The organism is Kitasatospora sp. NEAU-CNBT7 (assembly GCF_057220535.1).
Map to the genome: position 1 here is coordinate 392348 of NZ_JBXQQB010000003.1, position 21580 is coordinate 413927.

The 21580-nt window shown below is 74.6% G+C and carries 13 protein-coding genes; 10 read left to right on the top strand and 3 right to left on the bottom strand.

What is annotated here, in order from left to right; genetic code table 11:
* Window positions 1-54 precede the first annotated feature (54 nt).
* Window positions 55-1812: an FUSC family protein gene (locus AC2TEW_RS06540; RefSeq protein WP_484622359.1), complete on the bottom strand. Its 1758-nt coding sequence runs from the start codon at window positions 1810-1812 to the stop codon at window positions 55-57.
* A gap of 190 nt (window positions 1813-2002) precedes the next feature.
* Here AC2TEW_RS06540 and AC2TEW_RS06545 point away from each other — a divergent pair, with 190 nt between their 5' ends.
* The gene (locus tag AC2TEW_RS06545; RefSeq protein WP_484622360.1) at window positions 2003-2974 is read left to right on the top strand and encodes a Dyp-type peroxidase; all 972 of its coding nucleotides are present in this window, start codon (window positions 2003-2005) and stop codon (window positions 2972-2974) included.
* Between the two features lie 86 nt (window positions 2975-3060).
* Window positions 3061-3885: a family 1 encapsulin nanocompartment shell protein gene (locus tag AC2TEW_RS06550; RefSeq protein ID WP_484622361.1), complete on the top strand. Its 825-nt coding sequence runs from the start codon at window positions 3061-3063 to the stop codon at window positions 3883-3885.
* A 66-nt stretch (window positions 3886-3951) separates the two neighbouring features.
* Here AC2TEW_RS06550 and AC2TEW_RS06555 read toward each other — a convergent pair whose 3' ends face one another.
* Window positions 3952-5115 carry a serine hydrolase domain-containing protein gene (locus AC2TEW_RS06555; protein WP_484622362.1) on the bottom strand — a complete coding sequence of 388 codons (1164 nt, stop codon included), beginning with the start codon at window positions 5113-5115 and terminating at the stop codon, window positions 3952-3954.
* A 211-nt stretch (window positions 5116-5326) separates the two neighbouring features.
* Here AC2TEW_RS06555 and AC2TEW_RS06560 point away from each other — a divergent pair, with 211 nt between their 5' ends.
* The 7 genes from AC2TEW_RS06560 to sbnB all read left to right on the top strand — a co-directional run bounded on the left by AC2TEW_RS06560 (window position 5327) and on the right by sbnB (window position 19250).
* Window positions 5327-5767, top strand: a complete 441-nt coding sequence (locus tag AC2TEW_RS06560; protein WP_484622363.1) for a nuclear transport factor 2 family protein — start codon at window positions 5327-5329, stop codon at window positions 5765-5767.
* A 350-nt stretch (window positions 5768-6117) separates the two neighbouring features.
* Complete coding sequence (gene sbnA / locus AC2TEW_RS06565) at window positions 6118-7245, top strand: 2,3-diaminopropionate biosynthesis protein SbnA (RefSeq protein ID WP_484622364.1); 1128 nt, start codon at window positions 6118-6120, stop codon at window positions 7243-7245.
* Window positions 7246-7292: 47 nt separating this feature from the next.
* Window positions 7293-10421 (top strand): non-ribosomal peptide synthetase, encoded by a 3129-nt coding sequence (locus tag AC2TEW_RS06570; RefSeq protein ID WP_484622365.1) that lies wholly within the window; start codon window positions 7293-7295, stop codon window positions 10419-10421.
* Between the two features lie 8 nt (window positions 10422-10429).
* Window positions 10430-16966, top strand: coding sequence for a non-ribosomal peptide synthetase (locus AC2TEW_RS06575; RefSeq protein ID WP_484622366.1), 6537 nt, complete (start codon window positions 10430-10432; stop codon window positions 16964-16966).
* Between the two features lie 83 nt (window positions 16967-17049).
* A complete protein-coding gene (locus AC2TEW_RS06580) occupies window positions 17050-17367 on the top strand; it encodes an AzlD domain-containing protein (protein WP_484622367.1) in 318 nt (105 codons plus the stop codon).
* Window positions 17368-17417: 50 nt separating this feature from the next.
* Entirely contained in the window at window positions 17418-18185 is a 768-nt protein-coding gene (locus AC2TEW_RS06585; RefSeq protein WP_484622368.1) for an AzlC family ABC transporter permease, read from the top strand.
* A 27-nt stretch (window positions 18186-18212) separates the two neighbouring features.
* On the top strand, window positions 18213-19250 hold the full coding sequence (gene sbnB, locus AC2TEW_RS06590) for a 2,3-diaminopropionate biosynthesis protein SbnB (protein WP_484622404.1): 1038 nt from the start codon (window positions 18213-18215) through the stop codon (window positions 19248-19250).
* A 15-nt stretch (window positions 19251-19265) separates the two neighbouring features.
* On the opposite strand, the gene AC2TEW_RS06595 is transcribed toward sbnB, so the two are convergent.
* Window positions 19266-20621 carry a hypothetical protein gene (locus AC2TEW_RS06595; protein ID WP_484622369.1) on the bottom strand — a complete coding sequence of 452 codons (1356 nt, stop codon included), beginning with the start codon at window positions 20619-20621 and terminating at the stop codon, window positions 19266-19268.
* A 102-nt stretch (window positions 20622-20723) separates the two neighbouring features.
* On the opposite strand from AC2TEW_RS06595, the gene AC2TEW_RS06600 reads away from it, so the two are divergent.
* Window positions 20724-21563, top strand: coding sequence for a siderophore-interacting protein (locus AC2TEW_RS06600; protein ID WP_484622370.1), 840 nt, complete (start codon window positions 20724-20726; stop codon window positions 21561-21563).
* Window positions 21564-21580 lie beyond the last annotated feature (17 nt).

Consider the following 21580-nt stretch of genomic DNA (forward strand, 5'->3'; position numbering starts at 1 on the left):
CGCTCCGACACGTTCCGCTCCGACGCCGCGGGCGGCCGTGGGCGCTCGCGGCCGTCAGCGCGGGCCGGCGAGCCGCGCCAGCAGCTGGTACGCGCGCTGCTCGGCGGCCGCCAGGGCCGCCGTGTCGATCCCCGCCGACCACAGCTCGCCCGCCGCGGCGTCACCGGCCTCGCGCAGCTCCACCACGGCGACCGCCAGCTGCACCTGGACCAGCATCACCGGCACCCCCGCCCGCCCGGCCAGCGCCCGCTCCGCGCGTTCGGCCGTCTGAGCGCACACCGCCAGCGCCCGCTCCACCCGGACCGAGGCGTGGCCGTGCACCACCACCAGCGCGCAGCCCAGCCCGACGACGATCCCCAGGACGCTGCCCAGCGCCCGGTCCCGGACCAGCTCCCCGGCCGGGGCCGGCGCCGCCAGGTCGCTGAGCAGCAGGGCCAGCGGCGTCAGGAACACCACGCCCAGCGCGTAGTTGCGGACGACGACGGCCTCCAGCAGGAACTCCAGCACGACCACCAGGCCCACCAGCACCGCGGCGGCCGGGTGCGCGGCCAGCAGCGCCAGGGCCAGCAGCAGCCCGGCGAAGGTCCCGAGGGTGCGCTGGACGGCGCGCTGGGCGGTGGTCCGGACGTTGACCGAGTGCAGGACGGCCGCCGCCGAGATCGCCGCCCAGTAGCCGTGGCCGAGCCCCAGCGCGACGGCCAGCGCACCCGCCAGCCCGGTGCCCACCAGCATCCGCAGCGCGGGGACGGCCACCACCGCCAGCCGGCCGGAGCCGGTGGGCCGCCGCCGCACCAGCTCGGCGGCCCGCCGCGCGGCGAGGCGGTCCGCCGCGGCCCCGGCACCCGCCGGGCCGCCGGCCGCACCGGCCGGGTCGGGCGGTGACAGCTCCGGCAGCAGCACCGGCGCGCGCCCGCGCCGGTCGCCGAGCAGCCGCACCTGGCGCCGCAGACTGACCACCAGCGGGGCGGACCCGTCCGGGACCCGCCCCGCCGAGCCGATCAGCAGCGACCAGGAGAAGTCGGCGAGCCGCACGCACACCCCGCCGCGCTCCTCCCTCCCACCCGCGACCGGGGGAGCGAGCCCCAGGCAGTGGTACGCCTCGACGACGGCGGCGGTCGCCCGGTGCCGGGCCCGTCCGCCCGCGAGCCCCGCGCCGAGTGCCTCCAGCAGCGCCGCGAGTTCGCGCAGTGCCACCGCCACCGCGAACCGTTCCGGGCGGTCGGGGCGCCAGAACCACCCCGCCAGCGCCAGTCCCCAGGCCGCCGCCGCACCCGCCGCCGCCAGCGCCGTGTGCGGGCCGACCTCGGACCAGGCCGGAGCGCCGTTGGCCGCCACGGCGAACGCGAACAGCAGCAGCACCGCGCCGAGCCCGCCCAGCCGGGTCGCGTCGCACAGCAGCTTCGCCAGCCCGGCCACCACGGCCGTCGCCACGACCACCACCGCGGCGCCCGCCCCGCCCGCCTGCGGATCGGCCCCGGCGGCGAGCGCCGAACCGCACCCGACACAGGCCGTCATCGCCGCCGCGACCACCGCCAGCACCCGGGCCCGGCGGGGATAGGGCATGGTGCGGCCGAAGGTGGTGGTGAAGGAGCCGAGCATCGCGTACGGGGCGAGCTCCGCCCGCCCGGCCGCCACCAGCGGCGCCGCCACCAACGCCATCGCCAGCGCCGCCCGGGCGGCGAACATCAGCGAGCCGTCCGCCCGGCCGAGGGTGAGCGCGCCGCGCGGCGAGAGCGCCCGGGCCGCGGCGGCCGCCGAGGACCGCAGGCGGTGCCCCGGCCCGGCGGAGGGCGGCGGCGGCGAACTGGGCATACCCGGTGTATAGCACCTGAACCGGCACATCACGGCGGCGGGCCCCGCCGCGTGCACCCCCGCCGCCCGCCCTTCCGTCGCCCCGCCCGTCGCCCGCGCTCCGGTCCGCCGCCCTCCCGCCGGCGCAATCGGGGCCGGGCGCACGCGCGCCCCCGCCCGCGGGCCGGGCACCCGTGCCACGATGGTGCGCATGCCGACGCCGCAGTCCGTGCTCAGCCCGCTGACCAGCGCATCCCTGTTCCTGGTGGTCACCGTCGACCCGGGCGGGGAAGCGGTGGTCAGGGACCTGCTCGCGGACCTCGACGGCCTCCGGCGGGCCGTCGGCTTCGGACACCCCGACGGGCAGCTGAGCGTGGTCGCGTCGGTCGGCTCCCAGGCCTGGGACCGGCTGGTCGGCGGCGCCCGCCCGGCGGAACTCCACCCCTTCCAGGAGCTGCGCGGCGCCCGCCACCTGGCCCCGGCCACCCCCGGGGACCTGCTGTTCCACCTCCGCGCCACCCGGCAGGACCTCTGCTTCGCGCTGGGCAGCGAGATCATGACCAGGCTGCGGGGCGCCGTCCGCGTCGCCGACGAGGTCACCGGCTTCCGCTACCTCGACCAGCGCGACCTGCTCGGCTTCGTCGACGGCACGGAGAACCCGACCGGCGGCGACGCCTCGGACGCGGTCCTGGTCGGCGCCGAGGACGCGCCGTTCGCGGGCGGCTCCTACGTGATCGTGCAGAAGTACCTGCACGACCTCGACGCCTGGAACCGGCTGACCGTCGAGCAGCAGGAACAGATCGTCGGCCGCCGCAAACTCACCAACATCGAGATCGACGCGCCCGGTTCGCACGTCGACCTCAACACCATCACCGACCCGGACGGCACCGAGCGCCGGATCCTGCGCGACAACATGCCGTTCGGGAGCCCCGGCAGCGGTGAGTTCGGCACCTACTTCATCGGCTACGCCCGCACCCCCGCCGTCACCGAGGAGATGCTGCGGCACATGTTCCTCGGCGACGGACCGGTCGGCCACGACCGGATCCTCGACTTCTCCACCGCGGTCACCGGCACGCTCTTCTTCGCACCGCCGGCCGGCCTGTTGCAGGGACTCGCACAGGAGGACCGGCCGGCGGAGGCGGCCCACGGCTCCTTGGGCATCGGCGGCCTGAGCAGCCGTTAGCCGCGCCCGCCCACCGCCCCGACCGCCCACCGCCGGCCCGCACCGCTCAGCACCGGAGCCAGGAACAGGAACTGGAGCAACGCCCCATGGACAACCTGCACCGCGAACTCGCCCCGATCTCCGCCGCCGCCTGGGCCGACCTGGAGGAGGAGGCCCGCCGCACCTTCACCCGGCACGTCGCGGCCCGCCGCCTGGTGGACGTACCCGAGCCGGCCGGGCCGGAGCTCGCCGCCGTCAACACCGGCCACCTGGACGACATCGAGACCCCGGCCGCCGGCGTCCGGGCCCGGCTGCGCCGCACCCGTCCGGTGGTGGAGCTGCGGGTCCCGTTCACCGTGGACCGGCTGCAGGTCGACGCGGTGGCCCGGGGAGCCCAGGACGCCGACTGGGGCCCGGTCAAGGAGGCCGCCCAGCGGATGGCGTTCGCCGAGGACCGGGCCGTGTTCGAGGGCTACCCGGCGGCCGGGATCACCGGTCTGCGCGGCGCTTCCAGCAACCCGGCGCTGACCCTGCCCGCCGACCCCCGGGACTACCCGGACGTGGTCAGCCGGGCGGTCAGCGAGCTGCGGCTGGCCGGTGTCGGCGGCGCGTACACGCTCGCGCTCAGCGCGGACGCCTACACGGCGGTCAGCGAGACCTCGGACCACGGCTACCCGATCCACGAGCACCTGCGGCGGCTGCTCGACGGCGAGATCGTCTGGGCGCCCGCCATCGACGGCGCGTTCCTGCTCTCCACCCGCGGCGGCGACTTCACCCTCCAGCTCGGCCAGGACCTGTCGATCGGCTACCTCGCCCACGACACGGACCGCATCGAGCTGTACTTCCAGGAGACCCTGACCTTCCTGGTCCACACGGACGAGGCCGTGGTCCCCATCGGCCCCGCCGCCGCGCAGGCCCCGGCCGCCTCCTGAGGCCGGTCCCCGGACTGCCCCGCCGTCCCGCTCCGCGGGGGGCCTCGGCGCCGGCCTGAGTCCTCGTCAGCCGCACAGTGCGGCGGTCTGGGCCTGCACCAGGCCCTCGCTCCGCGGGAAGGGCGGCTCGCCCTTCAGGTCCGCGCCGAGGTCGTAGACGTTGACGGCGAGGACCAGCTGCCGCTCGCCGTCCGCGCTGGAGAGCGCCACGCTGGTGAAGCCGGGCCCGCCGCCGTCGGTCTCCCAGACCGGGACCGCAGGGGCGGCGGGGCCCGGTCCGCATGCGATCTCCCCGCGCTGCACGCCGAGGCCGAACGCCGGCGCGCCGGGGAAGTCGACCGTGGTCAGGAGCTCACGCTGCTGCGCCGGGGGCAGCAGTTCGCCGCCGAACAGGGCCCGGTGGAAGCGGGCCAGGTCGTCGACGGTGGAGATCATCGCGCCGGCGGTCCAGTCGTAGGACGGGCTGAACCGGGTGACATCGCGTCCGCCGAGGTCGTAGCCGTGCAGGTGCGGGCCGTGGATGTCCGGGTCGGTCACGGGGAAGGAGGTGTCGCGCAGGCCGAGCGGGCCGAGGATCCGCCGCTGGATCTCGGACGGCGCGCTGCGGCGGGTGACCGCCTCGATCACCAGCCCGGCGAGCAGGTAGTTGGTGTTGGAGTAGCGCCATCCGGTGCCGGGCGCGAAGTACGGCGCGTGCCGGACCGCGCGCGCGATCACCTCGCGCGGGGTGTACACGTAGCCCCAGGCGTGGTGCTCGAGGTAGGGGGCGAAGAACTCCGGTTCCTCGGTGGGGTCGTAGATCCCCGAGGTGTGGTCGAGCAGTTCCCGGACGGTGACCGCGCTCCCGTCGTTCCCGTTCCCCCGGACCACGCCGGGCAGCCACTTCTCCACGCTGTCGTCCAGCGAGAGCCGGCCCTCGCCCTCCAGTTGGAGGAGCACCGTCGCGACGAACGACTTGGTGTTGCTGGCGATCCGGAACCGCTGGTCCGGCCGGGCCCGTTCACCGGTCGCGGTGTCGGCGAGCCCGGCCGCGATCCGTGACTCCCGCCCGCCCTGCCTGGCGTACGCCACGGCTCCCGGGAATCCGTCCGCGACCGTCCGCCCGACGGCCGCCCGCAGTCCGGCGGGGGCCGGCACCTGCCCGGCGACGGCGGCCGACGGGAACGCGCCCGCCACCGCCGCCGCGCAGATCCCCACCCACAGTGCCGTGGCCCCCGTACGCACCTTCATCGCTCTCCCCGCTGTTTCCGGTCCCCGTGGACGTCGCGGTCCAGCGTGCCGGGCCTGCGGACCGTCAGCCCATCATGCTGGCACCCGGATCGGTGCGGGGGCTGTCCCCAGCCCGTGTCGGCGTCTTCTGGACAACCGGACTCGCCGGTCCGTATCGTTAAACGGAGTTGATAGTCCGATTCTGGCCCGTGGATCCCACCGGAGGTTGGTCATGTCCGAGAAGCTGTTGCCGCGCGAGGTCTTCGGGAAGCTGCTCGAGGGCATCGGTGACGGGCGGTACGCGGAGCTGGCGGACCTGTACGCCGAGGATGCCGTGGTGGAGACCGTGTTCGAGCCGGGCGGGCCGCGCCGGACCGTGGGGCGGGCCGCGCTCCGGGAGCGGTTCGCCCTGGTCGCCGAGGTCTCGCCGGTGGAACTGACCCCGTTGAACATTGTCGTCCGGGAGACCGGGGACCCCGAGGTCGTCGTCGCCGAGTTCGACTACCGGGTGCACCACCGGGCGACCGGGCGGACCTTCGAGACCGCCAACATCCAGGTGCTGCGGGTCCGTGACGGACTGATCGTCAGCAGCCGGGACTACCACGACCACCTCGCCCTCATCGTGGCCGACGGCAGCCTGCCGCAGCTGGTGGCGGCGCTGGCGGGCGAGTAGCGGCGGACACCGCCCCCCCGGGGACGGGGCCCTCGGGGGCCGCGGATCGGGCGGGTGCTCGACCGTGGCTCGAGTGGCGGGTGTTAGGGCTGTGGCGGGACGGGGGCCCGGTCGGTTCGACGGCGGTGAGCTGGGCCGATCCGCCGCCCCAGGTGGCCGGTTGACGGTCGTTCAGGAGCGCGGCGGTGGCGGCCCGGTGTCCGGCCGGGTGCGGGGGAGGGTGCGCCACCGGTTGGATCTGTGATGCTGGTCACACTCTACGCGGGTAGGTACATGCCAAGTGGCCGCATCCGGACAAATCGACATTGCCAGCCGGGCGGGACTGCGGGAAGATCTTTTGCGGCCGTGCAGTGACATTACCCGACGCACATTTACCCGGAGCGCATCCCGACCGTGCCGACCGGGTGCCCCGGATAAAGGATCTGGTGGCGTATCACATGGTTCCGCACACTGATTTGACCTTTTCGCCCGCGGGTGGGGAATCCGGTATCCGGGCGCCGCAGGACCTGGTCCTCGACGACATATTCGTCGACCTCTCGCCGGCTTTCGGCCGGGCGCTGGCGCTGAAGTGCGAGGGATTCAACTTCGCCGGTTCGGTCAAGGCGAAGGCCGCCGCCGGGATGCTGGGCGCGGCGGAGCGCCAGGGGCTGATCCGGGCCGGCTCGACGATCATCGAGTCCTCCTCCGGGAGCCTCGGCGTGGCGGTGGCCGCCATCGCCGCCAACCTGGGGTACCGGTTCGTCTGCGTCACCGACGTCCGGTGCAGCCCGCGCAACGCCGGCCTGATGCGGGTGTTCGGCGCGGAGGTGGTGGTGGTGTCGGAGCCCGACCCCGTCGGCGGCCTGCTGGGCGCCCGCATCCGGCACGTGCAGGAGCGCTGCGCCGCGGAGCCCGGGATGTTCTGGCTCAACCAGTACGCCAACGACAACAACTGGCTCGCCCACTACGGGAGCACCGGGCCGGCCATCGTGAAGGCGTACCCGGACCTGGAGTACCTGTTCGTCGGCGCCGGGACGACCGGGACCCTCACCGGCTGCGCGCGCTACCTGAAGGAGGCCGGCCACCCCGCGAAGGTGGTCGCGGTCGACAGCGTGGGCTCGGTCACCTTCGGCGGGCCGGCCGGGACGCGCCACATTCCGGGGCTCGGCACCGGACGCCGTCCGGAGATCGCCGACGAATCGGTGGTCGACGAGATCCTGATGGTGGAGGAGGTCGACGCGATCCGGATGTGCCGATTTCTCGCCCGGCGCGGATTCCTGTTCGGCGGCTCCACCGGAACGGTGCTCGCCGGCGCCTTCCAGCGGCTGCTCGGGGAGCGGCCCGACGTGTGCGCCGTGGCCATTTCCCCGGATTTCGGGGAACGCTATCTCGACTCCGTCTACGATGACGACTGGGTGGGCGAACGATTCGGCGAGATCGGACTGTTCGCCCCCGCCGGGGAAGGCGCCGGGGCCGTCGTGGAAATCTCCCAGAGGTGAGACCGCAGAACATGTTCGACGCGCACACCGCCGTGGAAAGCAGTGACATGTCTTCATCATCCATGCCGTCCGCGGACGGCGACCTCCGGACCCTCGACGAACTGTTCGAGGAGCAGGCCCGGCGGACCCCCGACGCCGTCGCCCTGGTCCACCGCGACCAGCAGCTGACCTACCGCCAGCTCCACGACCGGGCGCGGGCGGTGGCCGGACGGCTGGCCGCACTCGGGGTCCGCCGCGAGTCACTGGTGGCGCTCGCCTTCCCCCGCGGCGTCGACGCCGTGGTGGGCACGCTCGGCGTCGTCCTGGCCGGCGGCGCCTACCTGCCGGTCAACCCCGCGTTCCCGCCCGAGCGGATCACCCGGATGCTGGCGGACGCCGCCCCGCCGCTGATCCTCTGCGCGGCGCCGGCGGCCGGCGCCCTGCGCGACGCGGTACCCGCCGCGACCCGGCTGCTCACCCTGGACGACCTGCTCGCCGCCCCGGCCCCCGCCGAACCGCCGGCCCCCGCCCGCGACCCGGAGGCCGACGCCGGATCACCGCTGGCGTACGTGATGTACACCTCCGGCTCCACCGGCCGGCCCAAGGGGGTGATGGTCGAGCACGCGGGCGTGGTGCGCCTGGTCCGCGACACCGACTGGTTCACCTTCACCGCCGCCGACCGCTGCCTGCAGACCGGCGCGCTCGAGTTCGACGCCGCCACCTTCGAGATCTGGGGCACCCTGCTCGCCGGGGCCACCCTCCACCTGGTCGACCAGGAGGTGCTGCTCACCCCCGCACGGCTGAAGCAGACCCTGTACGACGCCGGGATCACCGTGCTGTGGCTCACCGCACCGCTGTTCAACCAGATGGTCGACGAGGACGTCACCATGTTCGCCCGGCTCGGCACCCTGCTGGTCGGCGGCGACGTGCTCTCCTGCCGCCACGTCAACCTGGTCCGCGAGGCCTGCCCGGCGCTGCGCGTCCTCAACGGCTACGGCCCCACCGAGAACACCACCTTCACCACGGTCTTCCCGGTCGAGCGCGGCTACCGCGACGCCGTCCCGATCGGCCGGCCGATCCGCGGGACCACCGCGCTGGTCGTCACCCCCGAGGGCCGCCCCGCCGCCCCGGGCCGGATCGGCGAGCTGTACACCGGCGGGCTCGGCCTCGCCCGGGGCTACCTGCACAACCCCGGACTGACCGCCGAACGCTTCGTCCACCTCGACGGCGAGCGCTACTACCGCACCGGCGACCTGGTCAGCGCCGACGTCGACGGCGTGCTCTCCTTCCACGGCCGCACCGACGACCAGGTGAAGATCCGCGGCCACCGGGTCGAGGTCAAGGAGGTCACCCACGCCCTGCTGGAGGCTCCCGGCGTCCGCGACGCCCACACCGTGGTGGCCGGCACCGGCAGCGCCCGCCACCTGCTCGGCTACGCCGTCCTGGCGGCCGGCACCGACGCCGCCGAGGTGCTCGAGGGGCTCCGCCGCACCCTGCCCTCCTACCTCTGCCCCGACCGGGTGATCGCCCTCCCGGCGCTCCCGCTCAACGCCAACGGCAAGGTCGACGCCGCCCGGCTGCCCGCCCCGCCCGCCCGGGCCGCCGCAGCCGCCGGCGAACGCACCGCCGACGAGGAGCGCCTGGCCCGGCTGTGGGCCGAGGTCCTGCACCTGGACCCCGACGCGATCGGCCCCGACGACGACTTCTTCGCCTCGGGCGGCAACTCCATCGCCGCCGGCGCGCTGCTCGGCCGGATCGCCCGGACCCTGGGCGCGACCCTCGGCTTCCACCAGCTCTTCGCCGCCCGGACCCTGCGCCTGATGGCCAAGGAGATCGCGGCGGCCGACCGGAGCGAACTCACCCCGATCCCGGCGCTCGCACCGCGCGCCTCCTACGCCCTGCACCCGCAGCAGCGCGCCCTGTACGCCGTCTGGCAGACCGACCCCGCCTCGACGGCCTACAACATCCCCGTCCGCATCGAGGTCTCCCCGTCCCTGGACCCCGACCGGCTGCGCGCCGCACTGGCCGGGCTGCTGCGCCGCCACGATGCACTGCGCACCGCCTTCCACGCCGACGGCGACGACGTCCGGCAGCTGGTCCGGGACCACGCCGAGGCCGAACTCGACGTGGTGACCGGGCCGCTGACCGACGCCGAGGCGCTCGCCCGGATCGTCCGGCCGTTCGACCTGGCGGCCGCGCCGCTGGTCCGCGCACTCCTGCTGCCGGGCGAGGGCACCGACCGGCTGTACCTCGACGTCCACCACATCGTCTTCGACGGCGTCTCGCTGCAGGTGCTCCTCGACGAACTGCTCGACCTGTACGTCGGCATCGAACCGGCCGCACCAGCGGTCCGCTACGCCGACGCCGCCGAGTGGTTCGCCGAACGCACCGCCGCCGGCGCCTTCGCCGAGTCCGAGCGGTACTGGCGGGAGACCTTCCCCGAGCCGCCGCCCGCCCTCGGCCTGGCCACCGACCTCCCGCGCCCGCCGGTCCGCTCCACCCGCGGCGCCGTACTGCGCCAGGAGCTCGGGCCCGACCGCGACCGGGCGCTGCGGGCCTGCGCGGCCCAGCACGGCGTCACCGACTTCACCGTGCTGATGAGCGCCTACGCCGCCGCGCTGGCCAGGATCACCGGCGACCTCGACCTGACCATCGGCTGCCCGATGAGCGGGCGGGTGCACCCCGACCTCGACGGCGTGGTGGGGATGTTCGTCAACACCGTGCCGCTGCGGCTGCGGCTGGAGCCCGGCGACTCGCTGGCCGACCTGCTGCGCCGGGTCGCCGACCGGCACCACCTCGCCCTCACCCACCAGAGCCACCCCTTCGAGCAGCTGGCCCGCCAGGTCGTCACCGTCCGCGACCACAGCCGCAACCCGCTGTTCGACGCGTTCTTCGCGCTGCAGGACCTCGGCGTCCACCGCCTGCGCCGGCACGGCCTGCGCGCCGCGGTCGCGCTGCCGCACCCCGGGACGAGCCGCTTCGACCTCAACCTCCAGGCGTACCGGCGCCCCGAGGGGACGGTGCTGGAGTTCGAGTACGGCACGGAGCTGTTCACCGCGGCCTCCGCCGGATTCCTGCTCGCCCGGACCGTCGGGGCCCTGGACGAGATCCTCGCCGACGCCACCGGACCCGTCCTGCCCACCGCCCCGGCCGTGGAGCCCACCGCGGCTCCGGCCGCCGCCACCTTCTCCTTTTAGGACACCTCGTGAGCAACGCCCTCGAACTCCAGCTCGCCCTGCGGGACTTCCCGCAGCAGGCGGCCTTCTGGCAGCAGCACCTGGCCGACTGGGCCGAACCGACCGCCCTGGTCCGCGACCACCTGCGCAAGCACACCGGCCCCCGCCCGCTCGCCACCGCCCCGCTGGCGCCGCAGACCGTGGCCGCCGCCCGCGCGCTGACCAACGGCGACCCGCTGCTGCTCCGGGTGGTCGGCGGCGCGGTCCTCGCACTGCTGGCGGCCCGGGCCGCCGACCGCGACCGGGTGACCGTCTTCCTGCCGGTTCCCGGCGCCGCCCACCCGGGCGCCACGCGCACCGTCCCGGTCGGCGTCGCACTCCAGGACACGACCACCGGACGCGACCTGCTCGGCGCGCTGCGCGGCGCCTACCTGGCGGCCCTGGACCACCTCGACGTCCCGCTGTCCGCCCTGCTGGACCGCGACGGCACCCGGCCCGGCGACCTGATGCTCGCCGTCGACGGCGACCTCACCGAGCAGGACGCCGACGCCCGGGGCTGCCCGCTGCTGTTCGACCTGCGGCCGGGCCCGGAGGGCGGCGCCGGCCTGATCGAACTCCGCTACGACGCAAGGCTGTTCACCGAGGCGACCGCCCGGCGGCTGGCCGACTCCTGCGCGGAGCTGTGCGGCGCGCTGCTCAAGGACACCGCGCAGCTGCTGACCCCGCTGCTGTCCCCGACCGACACCGAACGCGCCCTGATCGCGGGGGAGTTCAACGCCACCGAGGCCGACTTCCCGGCCGACCGGACCCTCCACCGCTTCCTGGAGGAACGGGCCGCCGCCACCCCCGACGCCGTCGCGGTCGCCGACGACGGCACCAGCTACGCCGAGCTGAACGCCGCCGCCAACCGCCTCGCCCGGGTGCTGCGCGAGCGCGGCATCGGCGCCGGCGACGTGGTCGGCGTCTGCGTCCCGCGCTCCCCGCGGATGCTGGTCGCGGTCTACGCCGTGCTCAAGGCCGGCGGCGCCTACCTCCCGATCGACCCGACCCTGCCGCAGGGCCGGATCGACTACATCCTCGACCACAGCGGCACCCCGCTGGTCCTGGTCGCCGAGGAGACCGCGCACGCGGTCACCGGCCGGGCCGTGCTCGACGTGGCCGACCCCGCCGCCGCCGCGGCCGACCCCGCCGACCTGCCCGCGGTCAGCGGCCCCGGGGACCTCGCCTACGTGATCTACACCTCCGGCTCCACCGGCCGTCCCAAGGGCGTCATGGTCGAACACCGGGCGATCGTCAACCGGCTCTGGTGGATGCAGCGCGCCTACCCGCTCACCGCCGACGACGTCATCCTGCACAAGACGCCGTTCACCTTCGACGTGTCGGTGTGGGAGATCTTCTGGTGGTCGCTGGCCGGCGCCGCCGTCGTCACCCTCCCCGGCGGCGACGAACGCGACCCGGAGAAGATCGCCGAGCGGATCGCCGAAGCCGCCGTCACCACCGCGCACTTCGTACCGTCGATGCTCGGCGCCTTCCTGCAGTACGCCGCCGCCACCGGCCGCAGCGCCCGACTGGCCACCCTGCGAACGGTCTTCGCCAGCGGCGAGGCGCTCGCCGTCGGCCACACCGAACAGTTCGCCCGGGAGCTCGGCGGCCGCGCCGAACTGGTCAACCTGTACGGCCCGACCGAGGCCGCCGTCGATGTGACCTGCCAGCCCTGCACCGGCGTCGACACCACCCGGTCCGTCCCGATCGGCCGCCCGATCGACAACATCCGGCTCTACATCCGGACCAGGTCGGGCGAGTTGGCGCCGATCGGCACCCCCGGCGAGCTGTGCATCGCCGGGACCGGCCTGGCCCGCGGCTACCTCGGCGCACCCGAACTGACCGAGGAGCGGTTCGTCCGCAACCCCTTCGAACCGGCCGGGCGGCTCTACCGCACCGGCGACCTGGCCCGCTGGCTGCCCGACGGCACCATCGAGTACCTCGGGCGGATCGACACCCAGGTCAAGATCCGCGGCTACCGGATCGAACTCGGCGAGATCGAGCACACCGCCGCCGCCTGCCCCGGCGTCGCCGACGTCGCCGTCACCACGGTGGCCGACGAGGCCGGGAACCGCGCCCTGGTCGGCTACGTGGTCCCCGGACCCGGCTACACCGAGGCCCGGCTGCGCGAGGCGCTCGCGGCCGACCTGCCCTCGTACATGGTCCCACCGCACCTGGTCGAGGTCGCGGCCATCCCGACCAACCACAACGGCAAGCGCGACCTCGGCGCGCTGCCGCGGCCCGCCGCCGCGGTGGCCGCCGAGCACGTCGCGCCGCGCACCGCCGAGGAGCACACGCTCGCCGGGATCTGGGCCGACGTGCTGGGCGTCGAACAGGTCGGCGTGCACGACAACTTCTTCGCACTCGGCGGGGACTCGATCACCTTCATCGCCGTGCTGGCCCGGGCCAGGGCTGCCGGGCTGCGCTTCACCTTCCAGCAGCTGTTCGCCCACCCCACCGTCGGCGAACTGGCCGGCCACGCCACCGCCGAGGACCCGGCCGCCGCCCCCGCAGCCGCCGCCGAACCGTTCGCACTGCTGGCCGCCGCCGACCGGGACCGGCTGCCGGCCGGCGCCGAGGACGCCTACCCGATGTCCCGGCTGCAGGTCGGCCTGATCTTCGAGGCCGCCCGCAGCGACAGCGACGGCCTCTACCACGACATCCTCAGCTACCGGATCGCCGACCGGGTGGACGTCGACACCTTCGCCCGCGCGGTCGCCGAGGTCGCCCGCCGGCACGCCGTGTTCCGCACCTCCTTCCACCTCTCCGGCTTCGCCGAACCGGTCCAGGTGGTGCACGGCGACGCGCCCCTGCCGCTCACCGTGACCGACCTGCGCGACCACCCGGCCGGCCGCCAGGAGCAGGAACTCGCCCGGTTCGCCGAACACGAACTGCGCGACGGCTTCCGCTACGGCACCCCCGACCTGGTCCGGGTGCACCTGCACCTGCTCGGCGAGGCGGACTACCAGTACTCGCTGAGCTACCACGACGCCGCCCTCGACGGCTGGAGCGTCAACACGATCCACCGCGACCTGTTCAGCACCTACTTCGCACTGCTCGACGGCCGCGACCTGCCCGCCGCCGACACCCGGCTGTCCTACCGCGACTTCGTCGCACTGGAACGGCAGGCCGTCGACTCACCCGACCAGCGCGCCTTCTGGCTGACCCTGATGGACGGCGCCCAGAGCACCGCCCTGCCGCGCTACGCCGCCGACTCCGCCGCCGAGGTCCCCGAGGTGGTGATCCACGACGTCGAGCTGCCCGCCGGGCTGTCCGCGGCCGTCGTCGCCACCGCGGCCGCCCTGCGCGTGCCGGTCAAGTCGCTGCTGCTCGCCGCGCACACCGCCGTCCTCGGCTTCGTGGCCGGCACCGACGACGTCCTGACCGGCTACGAGCACTCCGGGCGCCCCGAGGTCGAGGGCGGCGAGAACATCCCGGGCCTGTTCCTCAACTCGGTGCCGTTCCGGACCGCGCTCGCCCCCGGTAGCTGGGCCGACCTGGTCCACGCCGTCTACCGGGCCGAGACCGCGATGCTGCCGCACCGCCGCTACCCGATGGCCGAGATCAAGCGCGCCGTCGGCAGCCGCGAGCCGCTGTTCGAGACGGTCTTCAACTTCACCCACTTCCACGTGCTGAAGAGCCTTACCGAGCGGGACGGCTTCGGCCTGGTCCGCTCGGTGGTGAACGCCCAGACCGAGTTCCCGTTCCGCGCCGAGTTCTCCCAGGACGCGGTCACCGACGAGGTGCAGCTCAGCATCCACTTCCACGCCAACGCCTTCGGCACCGACCAGATCACCCGGATCGGCGGCCACTACCGGCGCGCCCTCACCGCGCTGACCGCCGACGCCGACGCGCCCCGCGAACCGGCCGCCCTGCTCGGCGAGGCCGAGGAGGCCGAACTGCGCGGCTTCGGCGGGCCCGCGTACCAGCTGCCCGAGGGCACCTTCCTGGACCGCTTCGCCCAGCACGTCGACCGGACCCCCGACCGGCTCGCGCTGGTCCACGAAGGACAGCAGCTCAGCTACGCCGAACTCGACCTCGCCGCCGAACGCACCGCCGCCCACTACCGCAGCCGCGGGGTCCGCGCCGGCGACGTGGTCACCACCGTGCTCACCCGCGGCGCGCCGTGGGCGGTGACCGTCCTCGCCCTGCTCAAGCTCGGCGCCGTCTACCTCCCGCAGGACCCCGACCACCCCGCCGACCGGATCGCGGCCGTCCTGCGGCGCAGCGGCTCCCGCCACCTGGTCGCCGACGCCGCCGACGCCGACCGGCTGCGGGCGGCCCTCGCCGCGGCCGGCGCCGAACCCGACCTGCTCCTCCCGCAGGACGCCGAACGCTTCGAGCCGGCCGACGGCGGCGGACCGCGGCCCGGACCGGACGACCCGGCGTACCTGATCTTCACCTCGGGCTCCACCGGCGAACCCAAGGGCGCCCTCATCCGCCACCTGGGCATGCTCAACCACCTGCTGGCCAAGGTGGTCGACCTCGACCTCACCCCGGACGACCGGGTCGCCCAGCTCGCCACCCAGTGCTTCGACATCTCGGTCTGGCAGCTGCTGGTCGCCTGGACCACGGGCGGCGCCACCGTGGTCTACGGCCAGGACGCCGTGGTCGACATCCCGGCGTTCCTGCACGGCCTCGCCGAGGACGGCATCACCGTGCTGGAGGTGGTCCCCTCCTACCTGGACGCGGTGCTCACCGAGACCGCCCAGCGCCCCGCCCCGCTGCCCCGGCTGCGGGTCAACCTGGTCACCGGCGAACCGCTGCCGCCCGCGCTCACCCGCCGCTGGTTCGCCCAGTACCCGGCGATCCCGCTGGTCAACGCGTACGGGCCGACCGAGGCCTCGGACGACGTGACGCACCACCGGATCGAGTCCGCGCTGGACGGCGTCCGGGTGCCGGTCGGCCGGCCGGTGCTCAACACCGGCATCCACGTGGTCGGCCCCGACGACGCGCTGCGCCCGCTCGGCAGCTTCGGCGAGATCTGCGTGACCGGCGCGGGCGTCGGCCTCGGCTACGTCAACGACCCCGACCGCACGGCCGCGGTGTTCCGGCCCAACACCCTCGACGACCGCTCCACGCTGCTGTACCGGACCGGCGACGTCGGCCGCTGGCTGCCCGACGGCATCCTCGACTGCGCCGGCCGCAACGACCACCAGGTCAAGGTCCGCGGCTACCGGATCGAGCTCTCCGAGATCGACGGCGCCCTGGAGCGGCTGCCCGGGGTCGACGGCGCGCTCACCCTGGCCCGCGAACTGGCCGGCGAGAAGCGGCTGGTGGCGTACTACACCGGCACCGCCGCCCCCGACCTGGAGGCCTTCCGGCGCGGCCTGGCCGCCACCCTGCCCGGCTACATGCACCCCGAGGTCCTGGTCCGCCTGGAGGAGTTCCCGCTCACCCCGAACGGCAAGACCGACCGCCGGGCGCTGGAGCGGCTGGAGGTCGCAGTGACCGGCCGGGCGTACGAGCCGCCCGCCACCGACGAGGAGCGCCTGGTCTGCGACCTCTTCGGCCGGGTCCTCGGACTGACCGCGCAGCAGGTGTCGGTCACCGACAACTTCTTCGACCTGGGCGGCCACTCGATCGCCGCGATGAAGGTCGCCGCGCTCTCCGACGGCCGGATCGGCCTGCGCACCCTGCTGGCCCGCCCGACCCCGCGAGGGCTCGCCGCGAGCCTGGCCGAGGCCGCGGCCGGCCCCCGGGAGCTGCTGGTCGACCTCACCGAGACGGCCGGCGCGGACGCGCCCGGGGCCGCGGCCACCGTGGTCTGCCTGCCCTTCGCGGGCGGCGGCGCGGTCAGCTACGTGCCGCTGGCCCGGGAACTGGCGGCCGGCGGCGAGGCGGTCCGGGTGCTCGGCGCCGAGCTGCCCGGGCGCACCGCCGCCGACCCCCGCCCGCACCGCCCGGTCGAGCACCTCGCCGAGGAGCTCGCCGACGCGGTCGCCGCCCGCGCCGCCGGGCCGGTCACCGTCCTCGGCCACTGCGCCGGATCGGCGCTCGGCCTGCTGCTGGTGACGGCGCTGCGCCGGCGCGGCACGGACGTCCGGGGCCTGCTGGTGCTCTCCAAGGTGCTCCGCTCGGCGGACCCCGCCGACCACACCGCCAACGAGGTGCTCGGCATGTCGGAGCAGCAGGTGCTGCAGTGGCTGGCCGACAACACCGGCCTGACCGAGGTGGACGGCTTCTCCGCCGCCGAACGGGCCGACCTGGCGGGCGCGTTCCGCTACGACACGGTGGAGGCCACCCGCGGCTTCCACCAGGCGCTGACGGCGCTGGCCGAGCAGCCGCTCGACTGCCCGGTGACCGCCGTGATCGCCACCGACGACCCGCTGACCGGCGGCCGCCCGGACGCCGCCGACACCTGGCGGGCCGTCGACCCGCAGGCCCGGATCGTGGTGACCGGCCACGGCGGCCACTACCTCAACACCACCAGGCCGGAGTTGATCGCCGGGCTGGTCCGCGAGAGCCTGGGCGGCCGACCGGCCGTGCCTGCCGTGCCTGCGGTGCCTGCCGCCGAACGCTGACGGCCGGCCACCACCACCGACGGCCGGCCGCCTGCACCGACGGCCGGCCGCCGGGCGGCGCCCCGAACGAAGGAGAACCCGACGTGAACATCCTGACCATCGTGCTGATGGGCGCGGTGACCTTCGCGCTGCGCTTCAGCTTCTTCGGACCGCTGAAACCGGAGAAGATCTCGCCCAGGATCGAACAGGCGCTGCCGTACGTCATGCCGGCCGTGCTGATGGCGATCATCGTGCCGTCGGTGCTGCTCGCGCCGCCCGCCGAACGCGGGCCGAGCTGGCTGACGCCCTACCTGGTCGGCGCGCTGGTCGGGTTCGGGGTCGGCGCGGTCAAACGGGACAACTTCTTCCTGGTGTTCGCCTGCGCGGTCGCGGGGTTCGCGCTCACCAAGCTCTTCCAGTGAGGCCCCCGCTGCCCGGCGGGACCCCGCACCACGACACGGAAAGGACGTCGATGACCACCGTCACCGTCACCGCCACGACCCGATCGGCGGAGGTGCGCAGCGGCGCGCTGGCGTCCGTCCCGATCGTGGTGGGCGCCGTCCCGTTCGGCCTGCTGTTCGGGGCGGTGGCGCAGCAGTCCGGACAGAGCCTGCTGGAGACCATGCTGCTCAGCGCCCTGGTCAACGGCGGCTCGGCGCAGATGATCGGCGTCGGCATGCTGTCCTCCGGCGCCGCCTGGCCGCTGGTGGTGCTCACCACCCTGGTGGTCAACGCCCGGCACGTGTTCTACTCGGCCGCCCTCTCGCCGTCCATCAAGCACCTGTCCGCCGCCTGGCGGGCCGTGCTCGCCTACGGCATGACGGACGCCATCTACGCGCTGGCCGCCAAGCGCTACCGGGAGCAGCCCGGTCCCGGCGAACAGCACTGGAACGTGCTGGCCGCCTCGGTCGCCGTGTACGCGGCCTGGCTGAGCAGTTCGCTGGCCGGCTGGCTGTTCGGCAGCGACCTCGGCAGCCTGGACGGCCTCGGCCTGGACTTCGCCATCTACGCCACCTACATCGGCCTGGTCGCCTCCTGCTTCACCAGCTTCCGGGCGGTGGCGATCGGCCTGCTGGCGGGCGCGCTGTCGCTGGCGCTGCACCACCTGCCGTACCAGAGCGGCCTGTTCTGCGCCACGCTGCTGGCCGCCGGTACGGCGACCGTCTGGGAGTCGGCGGTCCGCGGCCGGGCGGCCGCACCCGCGGCACCCGAGGCACCCGCCGAGGTCCCGGAGCACTGACCTCCCTCCCCACCCGTCACTTCCACCCTGGAGCCCATCATTTCTGCCGCACCGCAGTTCTCCGTCATCGGCGGAGCCGTCGTCAACGAGGTCCTGGACGGCGACCCGGCCGGGATCGTCGACATCGTGCGCCGCGCCTACCTCGCCCACGGCGAGCAGCAGAGCGTCAACCCGCCGAGCTACTTCCTGCGCTTCCCGGACCGCCCCGACTCGCGGATCATCGCGCTGCCGGCCGCCCTGGGCGGCGAGTTCGGCGTCGACGGCATCAAGTGGATCTCCAGCTTCCCCGGCAACATCGCCTCCGGGCTGCCGCGCGCCTCGGCCGTGCTGATCCTCAACGACCACGAGACCGGCTACCCGTTCGCCTGCCTGGAGAGCTCCATCATCAGCGCGACCCGCACCGCCGCCTCCGCGGCGCTCGCGGCGGCCGAGCTGCACCGCGACCGCGACCGCCCGCGCAGCATCACCTTCTTCGGCACCGGCCTGATCGCCCGGTACATCGAGAAGTACCTGCACGGCACCGGCTGGGAGTTCGACACCGTCACCATCTTCGACACCAGCGAGCAGTACGCCACCGCCTTCGCCGGTTACCTCACCGACCAGGGCCGCACCGCGCGGATCACCGTGGTACCGACCGCCGAGGAGGCCGTCCGCTCCTCGGACCTGATCGTCTTCGCCACCACGGCCGGCGCCCCGCACGTCCAGGAGCCCGCCTGGTTCGACCACAACCCGACCGTGCTGCACGTCTCGCTGCGCGACCTCTCACCCGAGATCATCCTCGCCTCGACCAACATCGTCGACGACATCGACCACTGCCTGAAGGCCGACACCTCCCCGCACCTGGCCGAACAGGTTACCGGCAACCGCGACTTCGTCACCGGCACGCTGTACGACGTCCTCCAGGGCAAGGCCGAGCTGCCCGCCGACCGCCCGCTGATCTTCTCCCCGTTCGGCCTCGGCGTCCTCGACCTCGCCGTCGGCGTCACCGTCTACCGCCAGGCCCTGCAGCGCGGCCTGGCCGCCCCGGTCGCCGACTTCTTCCACGACCTCAGCCGCTACGCCTGACCGCGCCGCGATACCTCACAGGCCGGCCGCGGACAGGATCCGGTCCATCCCGGCCGGCCCCAGCGCGGGGTTGGCAGCGGCATCGTCGGCCACCTTGGGGTCCTGATCGGCCAGCAGCTGCGCCAGCAGGTCCTGCGGGACCGCAGGATGCCGGGCGACGCCGCGGCGCAGGGCGGGCTCGGTGGCCAGCCGCCGCAGGTCCCTGGCAGGAAGTTGCGGATCGTACAGGGCGAGGCCGCGCACGGTCGGGCCGGGCTCGTCGGCGAACGTGCGCAGCCGGTGCCGGGGGAAGTTGGGATGCTCGACCAGGTGCGGCCCGGCCCCGCCCTCCTCGCCGTGGGCGCGCAGCAGACGTTCCAGGACCTTCGGCGGCGCGCCCGGCCGCCGGGCGGCGGTACGGCGGACCGCGAGCGCCGGGTCCTCGTCCAGCCGCTGCCAGGCCTCCTCCGGCAGGTCGGGGCAGGAGGCCAGTACCTCCCGGAACGGCGCGTGCGGGCTGTCCAGATACGTCATCCGCTCATCGAGCGGCGCCTCGCGCAGCCAGTCCAGCCTGGACGCACCCCAGGTCAGCGCCACCTTTGCCGCAAGAACCCCGTCCGCGCGGGCGGCCTCCAGGGACGCGTACAGCCGGGCCCGGGTCGCGGGGTCGACGTGGCGGCTCTGCGCCACAGCGACCTGCACGCCCGGGTCCGTGTGGTCCAGCAGCCGCGCGACCATGGCGGCCGTCAGGTGGGGGTTGGCCGCGACGGCCCGGACGGCCTGCGCGTCGCCACAAGCCAGGAGCCGTTCGAACTGGCCCCGATTGAGCGGGGCATAGGCCGCCACGTTGGTCCGCGTGGCGGGATCGGCCAGACAGCGGTCCGTCCATTCCACCGGGATCCCCGGCCGGCTGTGAAGGGTGGCGGCAGCCCGCACCCGGGGGTCGGGGTCGGCGAGCATTGCCGCCTGGACACCGGGAGGCCGGTCGTGCCAGGCCTGGGCGACCGCGACGCGCAGCAGTGGATCCGGCGCCCCGGCGAGCGGGGTCCGAAGCAGGCCGTAGGCCTCCTCCAGGGCAAGGATGCTCAACGTCACGCCGGAGCCCACCAGAGCGCGGACAAAGTTCGGGTAAGCGTCGCGGACCGCCGGATCGGGATGGTCCGCGATCCGGCGGCGCATCGCCGGGGAGAGCCGGTTGCGGCGCAGCGTGGCCACAGCGTCGGCGCCGCCGTGCGTGAGGAGGGCCTCGACCACGGGGTCCGCCAGCTCCCCGGGACGCAGCGCGATCCCGTGCCGCCCCGCCGCGCTCGCCGCCAGACGCACCAGTGCACCCTCCGGCGCCGCCGGATTGCGGCCCAGCCCGGACAACTGAGGGTGCTCGAGGCTCGTCATGCACCCAACCTAGTACCGGCCGGGGGTCCGCCCGGAGTGCGTCTCCGCTGCCGGAGTGTTAGTTTGCGGCGTTGTCACCAGGGCGAGATCAGGGGGAGACCAATGGCAGAGCAGCAGGCCCGGAGGGCGCCGCAGGTGCGGGAGGCGCAGGTGCTGCGCACCGAGCGGATCACCCCGCACATGGTGCGGCTGGTGCTCGGGGGAGCGGGGCTCGAGGGGTTCGAGGGGGCGGAGTTCGCCGACCAGTACGTCAAGGTGCTGTTCGCGGCGCCGGGTGTGACCTACCCGGAGCCCTGGGACCTGGGGTGGATCCGGGAGGAGCTGCCGCGCGAGCAGTGGCCGGTGTCGCGGACGTACACGGTGCGGGCCTGGGACGCGGCGGCGCGCGAGCTGACCATCGACTTCGTGGTGCACGGTGACGAGGGGCTGGCCGGCCCGTGGGCGGCGGCCGCGCAGGTCGGCGACACCGTGCGGTTCGGCGGCTCGAGCGGCGGCTACGTACCGGATCCGGCGGCCGACTGGCACCTGCTGGTGGGGGACGAGAGCGCGCTGCCCGCGATCGCCGCCGCGATGGAGCGGATGCCGGCGGGCGCGGTCATCCACGCCTTCGTCGAGGTCGAGGGTGCCGCGGAGGAGCAGAAGATCGTCACCCCGGACGGGGTTGCGGTCGGCTGGCTGCACCGCGGCGGCCGCGCCACGGGCGAGGCGCTGGTGGAGGCGGTCGCCGCCCTGGAGTTCCCGCCCGGCGGGGTCTGCGCCTTCGTCCACGGCGAGGCGGGCTTCGTGAAGGAGCTGCGGCGCCACCTGCGCCTGGACCGCGGTGTGCCGCGCGAGCGGCTCTCGATCTCCGGGTACTGGCGGCTCGGCCAGAGCGACGAGGCGTGGCGGGCCGGCAAGCGCGAGTGGAACGCCCAGGCGGAGCAGGAGCAGCGGAGCGCCTGACCTGCCGTCACCCGTGA